The following is a 13330-nucleotide window of genomic DNA, read 5'->3' on the forward strand; positions in this document are numbered from 1 at the left end:
CATGAGTCTCTTGTTAACCTCGATTCGCGATTTGATTTTAACGCAAAAAAATACCAATAAAAGTGTCGAGCTGGCTGAAGTCTACGGGGCTATGCTCTGGGCTGTTGACAAGGGTATTTATGATGATCCCGAGTTGGAGGATATATTAACTGAGCGATGCATGAGCGACGTTCAGGACGGAGAAGTTTATACACTTACCAAGGATTGCGTTCATCTGATATCTGAGCCTTATTTGATCGGGGGGCATACCCGGTTGATGGAACAGCTCTCTACTATGCATTTTGAAAAACCCGACCTCTTGATAACCCGCCAAAGCGATGAAAGAGCGGTCGAACGCACACGGAGTTTTTTTAATGACTGCACCGTTGTACAGCCTGGTACAGCATTGCAGAAAATAGCGGAAATTGTAGCGTGTTTGAAGCCCTATAATCGGGTGGTTTTGCATATTCACCCCGATGATATGGTCGCTGTGATTGCTTGCCGGATTCTGAAAAGAATTACCGGTGCCAAAATTTTCTTCGTGAATCACGCTGATCATGTCTTTACCTATGGCAGCACGGTCGCTGATGTGTATTTCGAAATCAGTACATTCGGCCTGCACCGGGACCTGAAGAAAAATATATCAGGGAAAAAATCTTTTCTGGGTATTCCGTTAAGTACTCAACTCGTCCAGAAAAAACATCCTTTGCCCGGAAAAAATGATGTGCTGCACTTTTTTAGTGCTGCGTCGCCGTTTAAGTTTAAGCCAGTTAAAGAGTATGATTCACGACCTACGATTCATAGAGTTTTGTCGGAGTTCAAAAACTCGACATTCTGGATAGTTGGCGCTAATCCCTATACTAATATTTGGTGGTGGCCACTAAAGCTAAAGTATTGGCGCCGGTTCAAGATCTTGTCGTCTGTGCCTTACGCAAGTTATTTAAAGCTTTTGGAAAAAGCCGATTTTTACGTTGATAGCTATCCGACGCCCGGCGGCACCGCGTTTGCAGAGCAACTCGTCAATGGTCGTCGCTGTGTAGGGCTCCGTGCGCCGATACAAGGGTATTCGCCTGCAGATAATTTGAAGAGTCAAACTGTGGACGACTTAATTAAAAGCGTTCTGCATTCTGACAATGACGAGGCGGTGATCGAGTCTGTTTTCGCGGTAAATGGCTACGACGCTGTGAAGTCGCGCTACTTGGAATGTCTATATAGCAATGTTTTATGTGCCAATGAAATGGAAAAGTATGTGCCGTGGACAGGCGATATTGCCGTTTATGAGCAAACAGGAAGGATAGACTCAGCTATTCCTCCTGCTGTGATTGCTAAGTTGATCAGTTACCAGAGGGGCTTTTTATTTGCAGTGCTGCGAGAGTTGAGCACAATTCAAAAAGTAAAAATGCTGATTAAGCTTGCGCATTTGAAGCTCAAAAAAATTGCAGGAAAAGGCGCAAGGTCAGGAAACATATGAGGGCGCTAGAACTGCGTTTTTTTATTATTTTGCTCCTGCTTTCTGATTACGTCATGTTGACGTTTCATGCGCCTGCTGCTTTTGGTGCTTGGCGCGAAGGCGTGGTATTAGTCTATATCCTCCTGACGGTACTGCTCGTATTTTTTGAGGTCGGAAGTCGTCATTCGATACCACGAAGGTATAAAGAGCAGCTGTTCGCGTTCGCATTTTTTATTGTATTTTATCTGATGTGTGGAGAACTGTCTGATAGTTCGCTTCGAATGTTCCGGTCTTTCGCGATGCCGGTTCTTTTTGCATTGATGGTAAATGCAGCATGCCGCAAGTTAGAGCTCGAAGTGAAACTTCAAGTGATATATTCCACTTTGGTGTTGATGACTTTTATTTCTGGTAGTTACGCTGCTTACCAATACCTTACCATCAACACAGCTGAGCAATTTTGGTATTGGCCTTTGCTGTCAGAAAAGGGCTTTGAATTGGAGGCGTATAACTCCATGAGGGAAGGGAGCGCTCGCATGTCAGGGTTCTTTACCGGGACCCTCGAATTCAATGCGTTCGTTTTGAATACTGCTATATTCGCAAGTTGTCTGCTAGTGCAGGCTGTCAGGACGCGAAAATATAACTTGAGTTTCATAGGGCTGCTTCTGACGGTTTCTTTTGCGTCGCTGCTGATTTTTTATGGTTCTGTCAGAACTGCCGTTATCGGAATGATCTCTGCGTTGTTTTTTCTGGCGGCATTGCAGTTGTTCAGACGGAAATGGCTCATCAGTTTGCTAGGCTATAGCTATTTCCTGTTTTTCACATCCTCCATATTTCTCTATCTTGCGTTAGGGTACACGGAAGATTTGTCTGCGCTTGACCGGGTAAGGCAGTGGTATGTAGTACTTGAATCGCTTGGTTCTATGCCCTTGGGGCTGGGGTTCGGTGCCATAGGGCCAGGTCAGGCGTATTGGTATGACTCCTTTTGGTTGAACCTCTTGGCCTCCGCTGGCTATCTAGGACTTGCCGTCATGGTCGGGCTGATCATGTTCTACGGCAAAGTTGTCACAGTTGCCCAACAGTTACGGTTGGGGGGAAGCGCCTTTATGGCAGGCGTTGCCGACTACCTGGTTATTAGCTATCCGTTTTTCTTGAGCAGTTTTTTCTTTCAGTCTTACACCAATAGTATCGTTTTGTATCTTTTTGCGCTGGTTATAGTGGTGGTGATGTATGACTCAAAATATCGTGCAAATTAAATTTTCAATATTGGTTGTTCTCTATAAGCGGCATTATAAGGACTCTGTCGCTATCACTACGTTATTAGAGTGTGTTAAGCACTTTCAGGAGAGGGGTATATGCGTCAGTGTGTTTGTCTGGAATAATACCCCGCAGTGTTCGCCAGTTCTAGTTAAAGAAAATTTGACGTGGTTAGAGGGGAATAACGAGGGGTTACCTCATATTTATAATCGTGTTGCTGCGCAGGCTTTTGAAGCAGGCGCTACACATTTTCTGATTTCGGATGATGATACTGATTACTCTGCGCCAAATTATGTGGGGGCAATTGCAAGTGCGGTCGAATTTGAAACGAACTCGAAGCCTGATGCATTTGGGGTGATGCTGCCGAAGATTTATTCGGGAGGGGGGCTGATCAGTCCAGGTGAGCGTTTCTGGTTTTTGGGTCGCTTGTCGACGACAGTCGAAGGTGGAATGAATACCTCACTTAATAAGCTTGCAATCAACAGTGGTGTTATCTTCACGAAAGCTTGTTATGAGCGGATGGCACCGCTCTTTGATGAACGTCTCAAATTTTATGCCACGGATACAGCGTTTTTCGTGAAGTATGAGTCTTACTATTCGCACTTCTATGTGCTTGATATTGCGCTGCAACATGATCTTTCAGAGCACACATCGGACAGTCCAGAGCGGGCAATTTTTCGTTTCCAAGAGATGATCCGTGGTTTTAGGGTGATTTTTGAACGAAAAAATTATTTTTTTCGCTGTGTGATGGAAGCTTATTTGATAGTTTCCGCATTGAGAAAAAATATTTCTTATCGGGATTCTGGATTTCTTCGATCTTATATTTCGTCTTCCAAAGAGAAAAAAAATGATGTTGGTAGAACTGGTTGAATTTCTTTCTTTGAAAATCAGAAAGCGCAGCATCAAAATTGATAAGCGTATTCCTGACGGTTATCTTTTTGTCTTCGTACTGTCTAAAGCGTTCATGTTAGTAAATGGCTTCCTGAAGTTTAGACGGCTCTCGGTCATGCTGGTAGGCAAGCGAGTTACCTTGAAGGCACGATCGCTGATCTATGGAGGCAAAGGGCTAGTGGTCGATGATGGGTGCTATATTGATGCTTTGGCAGTCAAAGGCATTACCTTTGGCCGGGGGGTTTCTTTGAAAAAGAATGTTACCATTGAATGTACGGGCAGCCTTACCAAGTTAGGCGTAGGGCTTTCGATTGGTAATAATGTAGGTATCGGAAGCGGTAGTTTTTTAGGATGTGCGGGCGGTATCAGCATAGGCGATGACACGATCATTGGTAATTATGTATCCTTCCACTCGGAGAATCATAATTTTTCTGATCTCGCAACACCTATCCGTCTTCAGGGAGTAAATAGTGCAGGAATCCAGATCGGTAATAACTGCTGGTTAGGCGCCAAAGTGACGGTGCTCGATGGTGTGATCCTTGAAGACGGTTGTATAGTAGCAGCTGGAACCGTTTTGAAGGCTGGTCGATATGCCTCTAACGCTATTTATGCGGGTGTTCCTGCAAAGCAAATAAAAGAACGTAGCTAAAAGGACGTGTAGTGAAAAAAATTATATTTTTTCATTTGCTTAATGATTATAGCGGGAGCCCGAAGGTTCTTTCCCAAGTGATAGATGCAGTACAGAAGAAGGGATATTGCGCTGAGTTATATTTAGGTGGCAAGGCGGGAGAGGGCTTTCTTTCGTCGATATCATGTGTTAAGCATCGCTATTTTTACAAGCGTTTTAATAATAAATTTCTGACTTTGATAAGTTACGTGCTGTCACAGGCCGTGCTTTTTTTTAAGCTGCTTAAGTACCGGAAGTCTTCTACTATTTTTTACGTCAATACATTGCTGCCTTTTGGCGCGGCTTTGGCGGGGAGGTTGCTTGGGGTTAAGGTCATATATCATATTCATGAAACATCTATTCGCCCGTGGCCGTTAAAGATCTTTTTGCGTTGGGTCGTTAAGGTGTGTTCAAGCGGCAATATATTTGTTTCGCATTTCCTTTCACGAACGGAAGGTTTTTCTAACGTAGGGGGTCAGGTAGTTTACAATGCTATCCCCCAAAAAATGAGTCGTGTCGCTGCCATCCATATATATCAGCCGCTACGTGATGGCAGCTTTAATGTGTTGATGATTTGCTCATTAAAGCTATACAAGGGCATTAATGAGTATATTCAGATTGCTCGCTCGCTAAGTGCGCAGGAGATATTCGAATTTACTTTGATTTTGGGCGCAACTGAGGCTGAAGTTGCACATTTTTTTTCAAATATTGAAATTCCTAATAATCTGAATATTCTCTTTAGTTGCGATGACGTTGTACCTTATTATCAAAGGGCGAGCGTTTTGCTCAGCCTTTCGAAGCCGGATGAATGCGTAGAAACGTTCGGTTTGACGATTCTTGAAGGGCTTTCATTTGGAATCCCATGCATTGTACCGCCGGTAGGGGGGCCCGTTGAGCTCGTATCTGACGGTTGTGACGGGTATCTGATGGCCTCTGACAGGGTCGACGATATTTCAGAAAAATTGGTATTTCTACAACAAAATTTGGATGCCTGTTATCGCCTATCTGCAGCAGCGAAGGTAAAATCACTTAGTTTCTCAAGTGAAAAATTTGAAAGTGGTGTGCTCGGGGTGTTTGATGGGATTTAAATTTGCAGTCATAGGCACAGTCGGTCTGCCAGCTCAATATGGTGGATGGGAAACGCTGTCAGAGCAACTGGTTACATATCTGGATCATGAATATGAGATTTCGGTATATTGCAGTTCGAAATCCTACACGTCTCAACCCGAAAAATATCGTAATGCTAATTTGATTTACATTCCGTTAAAAGCTAACGGTGTGCAAAGTATTCCTTATGATATTGTTAGTATGCTGCATGCCTATCGCAAGAACGATGTGCTGTTGATCTTGGGTGTTTCCGGCTGTATTGCACTTCCGTTCATAAAAATGCTTACAAAGAAGAAGATTGTCGTCAATATTGATGGTTATGAATGGAAACGTGCAAAATGGTCACCTTTGGCCAAGAAATTTTTGAAGTTTTCAGAGGCCGTAGCAGTCAAATATTCTGACGCAGTCGTTACTGATAACCAGGTTCTTCAGGATTATGTACGTAGTGAATACGGTCTGGAAAGTACCCTTATTGCCTATGGCGGTGATCAGGCCAAAACGCGCGCATTAGTTGAATCGGACCGAGAACGCTATACGTTCCTGCATCACCCTTATGCGTTTTCTGTCTGTAGGATTGAGCCTGAAAATAATATCCACATTATCGTCGAAGCGTTTCACTCCAGTGGATTGCCTTTAGTCATCGTTGGGAACTGGAAGCAAAGCGAATATGGGAAGGCGCTTCAAGATAGGTACGCGAATGCGGAAAACCTTCATCTGCTGGACCCTATCTACAACAGCGATGAACTGAGCCCATTACGCAGCAATGCCACTGTTTATATCCACGGCCACAGTGCGGGCGGGACCAACCCCTCTCTCGTGGAAGCGATGTGGTTGAGCTTGCCTATCATCGCCTTCGATGTTTCATTCAATCGTGCCTCTACCGAAGACAGCGCGAAGTTCTTCGATTCCAGTGAGTCACTTATAGCTCAGGCATCCGTGCTTTTTGCCGACGAAGCTGCGCGTGCAGCCTTGAGTGAAAAAATGCATGAAGTTGCGGTCCGCCGGTATCGTTGGGAAGGTGTGTCTTCCCAATACGATAAGCTATTCAAACAACTGCTGTCTTCTGATAAGGCTTGAATATGTCCGTTGGTTTGAATAACGCTTCCATTGCACAAAAACCGAAGATTCTTCTTACCGGCGGTACTGGCTTTGTCGGGCGTCCACTGCTTGAGTCCCTCGTTACTGCTGGCTATCCGTTTGTCAATGTGACACGCAGGGACAGCGCTCTTGTGCTGCCCGGCGTTCAAACTTGCGTGATCCCAACGTTGTCTGGTGATAACAACTGGAGCGCTTCGTTGCAGGGCGTGGAGGTAGTAATCCACTCTGCTGGACGTGCCCACATTATGAACGAGACCCACAGCAACCCGTTGCAGGCCTTTCGGGAAGTGAACGTTGACGCTACGCTTAACCTTGCCAGGCAAGCTGCGGAAGCTGGAGTGAAGCGTTTCATATTTCTCAGCTCCATCAAGGTCAATGGCGAGGAAACCGACAAAAATCGCGCATTCAAGCCTTCGGATGCTCCAGCACCGCTTGACGATTACGGTGTATCTAAGCTGGAAGCGGAGCAGGCGTTGATGGCGCTGGCGAAGCAAACAGAGATGAACGTGGTAATCATCAGACCTGTCTTGGTCTACGGCCCGGATGTGAAGGCAAATTTCGAAAAAATGTTAGCTACCGTTGACAAAGGTCTTCCTCTGCCATTTCGCACGATTAACAATCGTAGAAGCCTAGTGTTCATTGACAACTTGATCGACTTGATTCATGTATGCATTCACCACCCAAAGGCGTCAAATCGTATATTTCTGGTTAGTGATGGTGAAGACTTATCTATCGGACAGATTCTTGAAAAGCTGGCTTTAGCAATGAATAAAAAGTCTCGCATATTTTCTTTTCCGCAACCCCTATTGGGGTTAGTTGCATCTATGGTGGGTAAGAAAGAATTTTTTCAGCGCCTGTGCGGATCGCTTCAAGTGGATATTTCAGATACGCGAAAGCTTCTCGGCTGGGCGCCACCTGTCAGTATTGATGAAGCATTTGCTATTACAACTCGCTCTTATCAAAAAAAACAAAGTGGCAGCTCTCATGGCTAATTTGGCGGAGATGCTCAGCACTCGGGATAATAACTTTAATTTTATTCGAATGGTTGCAGCCCTTTTTGTTCTCGTATCCCACGCATACCCGCTTTCGCGTGGTGCCTCTGAAGTTGAGCCGTTGGTGAGGCAGCTCGGTTTTTCACTCGGTGGTTTAGGTGTATTTACATTTTTCTGCATTTCTGGATTTTTTATATCGCTGAGTTATGATCGGTCGAAAAGCAAGGTTGATTTCGTGGTTGCAAGATTTTTAAGATTATTCCCTGCCCTCTTGGTTGTTCTAGTGTTAAGTGCATTTTTTGTTGGGCCATTATTTACGACCATGGGCCTGCACGATTACTTTTCCTCAAGTGATGTCTATAGCTATGTGACGACTAATTTGAAACTGAAAAATATTCAATTTCAATTGCCTGGCTTATTTCAGGATAATCCGTATCCAGGAATTAATGGTTCGTTGTGGACGCTCTATTATGAAGTTTTACTGTATGCCTTGGTCTTGGCATTGGGTGTCGTTGGTCTGTTGAAAACCCTAGCCCGGACATCGATATTTTTTATAGCATATTTTTTATTTTATTTTGCATTTAGATTTTTCCTAGAAGGGGAGCTCATTCAACCCGGTTTTCAGACCCGCATGTGGGTGCAGTGGAGTTTCGCATTTGTAGTGGGTATGTTGTTTTATTCGTACAGGTTCAATATCCGTTTGGACTATCGTTTTTTAGGTGCCTGTTGGTTAGTTGTGTTTCTGCTGTACAGATCTCCTGTGTTCGTAGAATTTTTTGTGGGGGCATGGTGCTACTCTGTGTTCTGGGTTGCGTTTAATACGCAATGGCTTGCTCGTCAGTATAACAGGTTGGGTGATTATTCTTATGGGCTGTATATCTATGCGTTTCCAACCCAAGAGATTTTGGCCTACCTATGGAAAGGCATATCGCCGGTCGCCATGATTTTGGTGGCCTTACCCGTAGCGCTTATTCCTGCGATACTTTCCTGGCGCTTTATTGAACACCCTTGTATTTTACGTAAAAAGGTGATCTCCGAGAGAATCTCTCAGTCGTTCGCTAGACGTTCGAAAAAATCACTAAAAACTTAACTGCATAGCTCTGGATTTAAAGGTTGGTGCTAGAAAATGAAGCGTGTTTTTGATCTTTCGCTGAGCCTGCTTTCGCTGCTCATACTATTGATCCCGATCGTACTTGTTACCCTAGCGGTAAAATTGACGTCAAGAGGCCCGGCTCTTTATTGGTCTGACCGTGTAGGAGTGAATAATACGGTATTCAAAATGCCAAAGTTTCGCTCAATGCGCACGGGAACGCCTGCTGTGGCTACACATTTGCTGCTTGACCCCGCTCAGTACCTTACGCCAATTGGAAATTTCCTAAGAAAGTCCAGCTTGGATGAGTTACCTCAGTTGTGGAGCATCATTGTTGGCGATATGAGTTTTGTCGGGCCAAGACCGGCGCTTTTTAACCAGGCAGACCTTATTGCATTGCGCACTGAGAAAGGCGCTCATCTTATACGACCAGGCCTCACTGGTTGGGCGCAGGTTAACGGGCGGGACGAGTTGCCGATACCAGTTAAGGTTAGCTATGATGCGTATTACGCGCAAAATATGAATTTGTTTTTTGATCTGAAGATCTTGTTTTTGACAGCTTTGAAGGTACTCAAGAGAGATGGCGTTTCCCATTGACGCGCTGAAACGAGTCAATGAGTAGCTTGTTCAGGCAGGCAGGGTACAGTGTTTTTTGTTCTGCGTTTATTGCGCGGTCGACAAGAATTTTGATCTAACGCAAGGACCGTAGGTGAATCATGATTAACCGATTGCGCACTTGGCTATTGAAACTGCCTCGTCACCAAAAACGGCTGATGCAGGTATTTGCAGATGTTGTCTTGGTTTTTTTGGCGCTTTGGATGGCGTTTGTTGTTCGCCTCGGCATTGATGAGATGATCAACCCGGTAAAAATGCATCTTTGGTTGTTTTTAGCTGCGCCGGTGGTCGCTATACCGCTTTTCATTCGTTTCGGTATGTACCGCGCGGTCATGCGCTATTTTGGCAACGATGCGCTGGTAGCGATTATCAAGGCTGTCAGTCTTTCATCACTGATCTTGGGCGTAGTGGTCTATTGGTATAGCAACCATCAAAACGTCGTGCCTCGGTCAATTATCTTCAATTACTGGTGGTTGAGCTTGATCATGGTCGGTGGTTTGCGCTTGACTATGCGCCAGTACTTTTTGGGCGATTGGTTTGCTGCTGCCCAGCATGTGCCATTCACCAATCGGGATGATGGCCTTGCGCGTGTTGCTATTTATGGCGCCGGTGCCGCGGGAAACCAGCTGGTTGCTGCGCTACGAATGGGGCGCGTGATGCGGCCCGTTGCTTTCATTGATGACGATCTAACTATTTCGGACCGTGTTATTTCTGGGCTTCAGGTTTATAAACCCAAGCACATCCAAAGGATGATCGATGCTACTGGTGCTCAGGAGATCCTTCTGGCTATCCCATCATCGAGCCGTGGTCGGCGTCGTGAAATTCTTGGCTTTCTGGAAGGCTTTCCTCTTCATGTACGCAGCGTGCCAGGTTTCATGGATCTCGCCAGTGGGCGTGTGAAAGTTGATGATATCCAGGAAGTCGACATTGCTGATCTACTCGGTCGTGATTCCGTGCCTGCGCAAGATGAGCTACTCGAGCACTGCATCAAGGGGCCAGAGTGTGCTTGTAACCGGAGCCGGTGGGTCAATTGGCTCTGAGCTCTGCCGACAGATATTGGAGCTGAGACCCACAACCCTTCTGTTGTTCGAGCACAGTGAGTTTAATCTTTATAGTATTCTTTCTGAGCTGGAGCAGCGTATTGCTCGACATTCGTTGCCGGTCAAGTTACTGCCAATATTGGGTTCGGTGCGTGATAAGGCCAAGCTGCTAGACGTAATGAAAACCTGGCGTGTCGATACGGTTTACCATGCTGCGGCCTATAAACATGTACCGATCGTTGAGCACAATATCGCGGAAGGTGTATTGAATAATGTTATAGGCACACTAAATACAGCACAGGCTGCACTTCAGTCGGGCGCGTCTAATTTCGTGCTGATCTCTACAGATAAGGCTGTGCGCCCAACAAATGTTATGGGCAGTACCAAGCGCCTCGCTGAACTGACGCTCCAAGCTTTGAGCCATGAGCCGGCTCCGCGGCTGTTTGGTGATGAGTCCAATGTCCCCCACGTCAATAAAACCCGATTCACGATGGTGAGATTTGGAAATGTACTAGGTTCGTCCGGCTCCGTAATCCCTCTGTTTCACAAGCAGATTAAATCGGGTGGGCCCCTGACTGTTACGCATCCGAAAATTACTCGTTATTTCATGACGATACCTGAAGCTGCTCAATTGGTCATTCAGGCAGGTTCAATGGGACTTGGTGGCGATGTATTCGTGCTGGATATGGGGGAACCCGTCAGGATCGTCGAGTTAGCTGAAAAGATGGTTCACCTGTCTGGCTTGAGCGTTCGGTCAGACAAAAACCCCCATGGTGATATTGCCATAGAGTTTTCAGGTTTAAGACCGGGAGAAAAACTGTATGAAGAGTTGCTAATTGGCGATAACGTCGTTGCGACTCAACACCCGATGATTATGAGTGCCAATGAGGATCACTTACCTTGGGAGGCTCTCAAGATCAAGTTGTCTGAGTTGCTCGCGGCTGTTGATCAGGATGACTATAATCGGGTACGCCAGCTATTGCGTGACACAGTCAGCGGCTATACCCCAGATGGAGAAATTGTCGATTGGATTTATCAGCAGCGTCGACTTGAGCCATGAATCAAGAGTTATTGTAGCGCTCGCCCCACGGGCTCGAAACTTTCCCTAGTTTCATAGTTTCGCGCAGCTTGTAGCAAGCCGGTCGTTGACCGGCTTATTTTTTTGCGCAGTTAATTAAGCTTTTACACGGTTCTCTTTGTCTGAGCGCTTACTATTTTTGCTGGATTACCTACTACGGTCGCGTTTGCAGGTACTGATCGAGTAACTACGGCGCCTGCGCCTACCATTGCGTTTTCACCGATCTCTAAGCCAGGCAATATGGTGCAGTTGGCGCCTAAGGATGCACCTCTGCCCACAACAGTACGAGCGAAACTTTCAGGATAAATTTTGCTTCTGGGATAAATGTCATTAGTGAACGTAACGTTTGGTCCAATAAACACGTCATCTGAAATAGTGATGCCATCCCAGATTTGCACACCACATTTGATCGTGACACGGTCCCCAATAGTCACATCATTTTCAATGAACACATGGTCGCAGACATTGCAGTCAGCTCCAATTTTTGCGTTAGGCAAAATATGTGTGAATGCCCAAATTCTAGAGCCTTTGCCAATGTCTGATGATTCGCACAGTGCATGAGAGTGCACAAAGTAGTCTTTGGAATCGCTCATTTGTTTTCTACCTCTTTTTGGCTCAAAGCGTGATAGTTTCTTGGAAAGGACACCAATTTTCCATTATTTTCGCGTCTTTTTACTTAGGGGCCATAGATGCTCAGCAGCGACGAGATTCGCCTGGCGCTTCTTTCATGAGGTTTTCTGTGTGTTTTCCTCGACCATAGATCTTCCTTGACGCTGTCTTTTTCTGCCAAGAGCTTTGCTGAGGCTCTGTCGGAAACGATTTCGTGGTTTTAGAGAGCAGTCAAACATACGCTGTTACTCACCCATTTTTGACACCCTCCAATCATCGCCTAAGTTAGAAAAGCAGCTTCGGAAAAGCTGCTTTTCCCTCACCGATGTCATGGAGCGTCACCAATGCAAAACACCTACATTTCCTCCCTCATCTTCGCCTTCCTCACCACCCTCTCTGTCGCGACCACCGCAGCCCCATCCGCCAAACCTGAGGCACCAACCCCCATCTCCGCGCAGATGACCAAAACCGAGCAATCCGCCAAGGTCAATCTCAACGCCGCTGATGCCGAAACCCTGCGACGCGATCTGTTCGGTATTGGTGCTTCCAAGGCCAAGGCGATCGTTGCCTTCCGCGAGAGCAATGGCCCCTTCACAGCGGTGGATGAATTGCTGGAGGTAAAGGGGATTGGCAAGGCTTTGCTGGAAAAGAATCGTGAGAGGCTGGTGATCAACTAAGGGATGTAGCGCAGAAGGCCGATCGTTGAGCGGCCTTTTTCATCGCGTTGATCTTTATGCCCCTGACCCACCTGGCATGAAAAGTGGTTACCTCAACAGCAGTGATTGTTCAACAATCTTGAGGTGTGAATGAAGCTCAATGTGTCCCTGGCCGATCAGATCGCCTTGGAGTTGCGTGCCGATATCATCGGTGGGCGGTTGTTGCCGGGTATGCCGTTGGTTGAGGTCGACTTGGTCAGGGCCTACAACGCATCGCGCAATACCATTCGCGAGGCCCTGCATCGGTTAGGGCAGGAGGGGTTAACTCGGTATGTGCGTAACAAGGGCGTGATGGTGCGCCGCCTGGAACGTGAGGAAGTGCGTGATCTGTTTGTGGTCCGCCGCACTTTAGAGCTGCAAGCCATTGCCCAAAGCGGCTCTCTGACCAACGATCAATCCGAGGGCATGCAAAACGCAATCGACGCCACCGCCTTGGCGCGGGAGCGTGAAGACTGGCGCGCCGTGGCCACTCACAGCCTGGTGTTTCACCAACAGATTGTCGGGCTGATGCGCAGCCCATTGTTCGATGATTTTTTCGCTCAGGTGATCGCCCAATTGCGTTTGGTGTTTTGCGCCGCGCCTGACGAACAACGCTTCCAATCGCCCTGGCTGGAACGCGATCGTGAGATTTACACACTGTTAGCCAGCGACAACAAACCAGCCGCCAGCGAGGCGATGAGCCTCTACCTGGACGATTCGGAACACCTTTCCCTCGCCTTGTTTGATCACCCTTGATGGAGGATT

At 46.5% G+C, this 13330-nt stretch carries 12 protein-coding genes and 1 pseudogene; 12 read left to right on the plus strand and 1 reads right to left on the minus strand.

Going from position 1 to position 13330, the window contains the following annotated elements; genetic code table 11:
- Position 1: 1 nt before the first annotated feature.
- The 10 genes and pseudogenes from QF045_RS10915 to QF045_RS10960 all read left to right on the plus strand — a co-directional run bounded on the left by QF045_RS10915 (position 2) and on the right by QF045_RS10960 (position 11243).
- A complete protein-coding gene (locus tag QF045_RS10915; protein WP_306492196.1) occupies positions 2 to 1450 on the plus strand; it encodes a hypothetical protein in 1449 nt (482 codons plus the stop codon).
- The gene (locus QF045_RS10920; RefSeq protein WP_306492197.1) at positions 1447 to 2682 is read left to right on the plus strand and encodes a hypothetical protein; all 1236 of its coding nucleotides are present in this window, start codon (positions 1447 to 1449) and stop codon (positions 2680 to 2682) included. The genes QF045_RS10915 and QF045_RS10920 overlap by 4 nt, the downstream gene beginning before the upstream one ends.
- Positions 2657 to 3553 carry a hypothetical protein gene (locus QF045_RS10925; protein WP_306492198.1) on the plus strand — a complete coding sequence of 299 codons (897 nt, stop codon included), beginning with the start codon at positions 2657 to 2659 and terminating at the stop codon, positions 3551 to 3553. The genes QF045_RS10920 and QF045_RS10925 overlap by 26 nt, the downstream gene beginning before the upstream one ends.
- Complete coding sequence (locus tag QF045_RS10930) at positions 3531 to 4223, plus strand: DapH/DapD/GlmU-related protein (protein WP_306492199.1); 693 nt, start codon at positions 3531 to 3533, stop codon at positions 4221 to 4223. Before QF045_RS10925 ends, QF045_RS10930 begins: the two co-directional genes overlap by 23 nt.
- Positions 4224 to 4234: 11 nt before the next feature.
- On the plus strand, positions 4235 to 5329 hold the full coding sequence (locus QF045_RS10935; protein ID WP_306492200.1) for a glycosyltransferase family 4 protein: 1095 nt from the start codon (positions 4235 to 4237) through the stop codon (positions 5327 to 5329).
- The gene (locus tag QF045_RS10940) at positions 5319 to 6425 is read left to right on the plus strand and encodes a DUF1972 domain-containing protein (protein ID WP_306492201.1); all 1107 of its coding nucleotides are present in this window, start codon (positions 5319 to 5321) and stop codon (positions 6423 to 6425) included. Before QF045_RS10935 ends, QF045_RS10940 begins: the two co-directional genes overlap by 11 nt.
- A gap of 2 nt (positions 6426 to 6427) precedes the next feature.
- Positions 6428 to 7438 (plus strand): NAD-dependent epimerase/dehydratase family protein, encoded by a 1011-nt coding sequence (locus QF045_RS10945; RefSeq protein ID WP_306492202.1) that lies wholly within the window; start codon positions 6428 to 6430, stop codon positions 7436 to 7438.
- On the plus strand, positions 7374 to 8528 hold the full coding sequence (locus QF045_RS10950) for an acyltransferase (protein WP_306492203.1): 1155 nt from the start codon (positions 7374 to 7376) through the stop codon (positions 8526 to 8528). Before QF045_RS10945 ends, QF045_RS10950 begins: the two co-directional genes overlap by 65 nt.
- 36 nt (positions 8529 to 8564) lie before the next feature.
- Entirely contained in the window at positions 8565 to 9125 is a 561-nt protein-coding gene (locus QF045_RS10955; protein WP_306492204.1) for a sugar transferase, read from the plus strand.
- A 119-nt stretch (positions 9126 to 9244) separates the two neighbouring features.
- Positions 9245 to 11243: pseudogene (locus tag QF045_RS10960) on the plus strand (polysaccharide biosynthesis protein).
- A gap of 122 nt (positions 11244 to 11365) precedes the next feature.
- Here the strand turns inward: QF045_RS10960 and QF045_RS10965 are convergent.
- Complete coding sequence (locus QF045_RS10965; protein WP_306492205.1) at positions 11366 to 11854, minus strand: acyltransferase; 489 nt, start codon at positions 11852 to 11854, stop codon at positions 11366 to 11368.
- 360 nt (positions 11855 to 12214) lie between these two features.
- Here QF045_RS10965 and QF045_RS10970 point away from each other — a divergent pair, with 360 nt between their 5' ends.
- A complete protein-coding gene (locus QF045_RS10970) occupies positions 12215 to 12547 on the plus strand; it encodes a ComEA family DNA-binding protein (RefSeq protein ID WP_306492206.1) in 333 nt (110 codons plus the stop codon).
- A gap of 129 nt (positions 12548 to 12676) precedes the next feature.
- Positions 12677 to 13321 (plus strand): GntR family transcriptional regulator, encoded by a 645-nt coding sequence (locus tag QF045_RS10975; RefSeq protein ID WP_306492207.1) that lies wholly within the window; start codon positions 12677 to 12679, stop codon positions 13319 to 13321.
- Positions 13322 to 13330: the final 9 nt, after the last annotated feature.

Source organism: Pseudomonas sp. W4I3, assembly GCF_030816195.1.
Taxonomy (GTDB): domain Bacteria; phylum Pseudomonadota; class Gammaproteobacteria; order Pseudomonadales; family Pseudomonadaceae; genus Aquipseudomonas.

What these genes read in the sequence shown, in the direction of transcription:
- QF045_RS10965 (WP_306492205.1), bottom strand. Translation starts at nt 11,854, where the DNA reads ATGAGCGATTCCAAAGACTACTTTGTGCACTCTCATGCACTGTGCGAA.
- QF045_RS10930 (WP_306492199.1), top strand. Translation starts at nt 3,531, where the DNA reads ATGATGTTGGTAGAACTGGTTGAATTTCTTTCTTTGAAAATCAGAAAG.
- QF045_RS10975 (WP_306492207.1), top strand. Translation starts at nt 12,677, where the DNA reads ATGAAGCTCAATGTGTCCCTGGCCGATCAGATCGCCTTGGAGTTGCGT.
- QF045_RS10925 (WP_306492198.1), top strand. Translation starts at nt 2,657, where the DNA reads ATGACTCAAAATATCGTGCAAATTAAATTTTCAATATTGGTTGTTCTC.
- QF045_RS10945 (WP_306492202.1), top strand. Translation starts at nt 6,428, where the DNA reads ATGTCCGTTGGTTTGAATAACGCTTCCATTGCACAAAAACCGAAGATT.
- QF045_RS10970 (WP_306492206.1), top strand. Translation starts at nt 12,215, where the DNA reads ATGCAAAACACCTACATTTCCTCCCTCATCTTCGCCTTCCTCACCACC.
- QF045_RS10920 (WP_306492197.1), top strand. Translation starts at nt 1,447, where the DNA reads ATGAGGGCGCTAGAACTGCGTTTTTTTATTATTTTGCTCCTGCTTTCT.
- QF045_RS10940 (WP_306492201.1), top strand. Translation starts at nt 5,319, where the DNA reads ATGGGATTTAAATTTGCAGTCATAGGCACAGTCGGTCTGCCAGCTCAA.
- QF045_RS10915 (WP_306492196.1), top strand. Translation starts at nt 2, where the DNA reads ATGAGTCTCTTGTTAACCTCGATTCGCGATTTGATTTTAACGCAAAAA.
- QF045_RS10950 (WP_306492203.1), top strand. Translation starts at nt 7,374, where the DNA reads ATGAAGCATTTGCTATTACAACTCGCTCTTATCAAAAAAAACAAAGTG.
- QF045_RS10955 (WP_306492204.1), top strand. Translation starts at nt 8,565, where the DNA reads ATGAAGCGTGTTTTTGATCTTTCGCTGAGCCTGCTTTCGCTGCTCATA.